At 57.2% G+C, this 909-nt stretch carries 1 pseudogene; it reads left to right on the top strand.

The annotated features are described in order from the left end of the window. A pseudogene (locus I5W_RS25375) lies at positions 1 to 318 on the top strand (methyl-accepting chemotaxis protein); the annotation flags it as partial. Between the last annotated feature and the right edge of the window lie 591 nt (positions 319 to 909).

Raw genomic sequence — 909 nt, 5'->3', positions numbered from 1 at the left:
GCGAGGCAGACCGAGGATGCGCATCTGGGCAAGATCCTGCAAGCCTATGCGGGCTATGAAAAGCAGCTCACCGATCTGTCCCCCGACGGTCGCGGCAAGGAACTGCTGCTGGCCACCAGCGGCGAGGGCAAGAAGTTGTTCCCGCTGGTCGAGCAGATCCGCCAGCAGGTGGGCAGCAACAATTACTTCGATGCCGCCCAGCAGTTGAAGAGCGATTTCCTGCCGGCCCACGACAAGTGGATGAGCAGCGTGGCCGCACTGGCCTCGTTCCAGCAGGAAGACATGCAGCAAGCCCACGCCAATCCTCTACAGCGATAGCATCAAACTGACTTCGGCATAGTCGAGATGTCGCTTATCGGCCAGAAGCGCATTTCTGACGTTTATCGCCGTCTAGGTAGCCGCTGCCCTGTCCAGCTCGTTCCAGTTTGACTTGCCAACTCAACCCGAACTGTGTGCCCAAGTGCCTTCCAAATATGCAAATTCCGCGCGTAGTGGACAAAATTTGGACAAAAAATACTACCAGCCCATTACCTATAGGACATCCAGACCTAATTCGCTCCAGTCCATCATGGGGGCGACCGAAATCGTCCGAGGCGGTAAGCCCGGGCCTTTTGCGGCATCAGCACGGGCCACAGGCTTGTCCATGTGCGGGAGCAATTGAACAACTTTCACAATAAATTAAACGACCAATAGGTTGCCGTTTCGTTAGCGGACAAACATCCTCTTCGACGGCGCAACGCAGGGAAGAAGCGATCAATCTCAGCGAACGAAAACGTTGGGAGTGCGGTGTTATGCGTCGTGGCGAACAACCGGGAGCACTGATGCGCGGGCCCTGACGGGCTTACCTTCNGCAGCCGCGGGCGAGCAGCCAACATCAGCAAACCCGTATGATAGCAGACCGGGGGCCGG

It is taken from the genome of Herbaspirillum sp. B65 (assembly GCF_000333555.1).
GTDB classification, from domain to species: Bacteria; Pseudomonadota; Gammaproteobacteria; order Burkholderiales; family Burkholderiaceae_D; genus Herbaspirillum; species Herbaspirillum rubrisubalbicans.
Note: the sequence above shows the minus strand (reverse complement) of the source record. Positions and strands in the feature narration are given on the sequence as shown.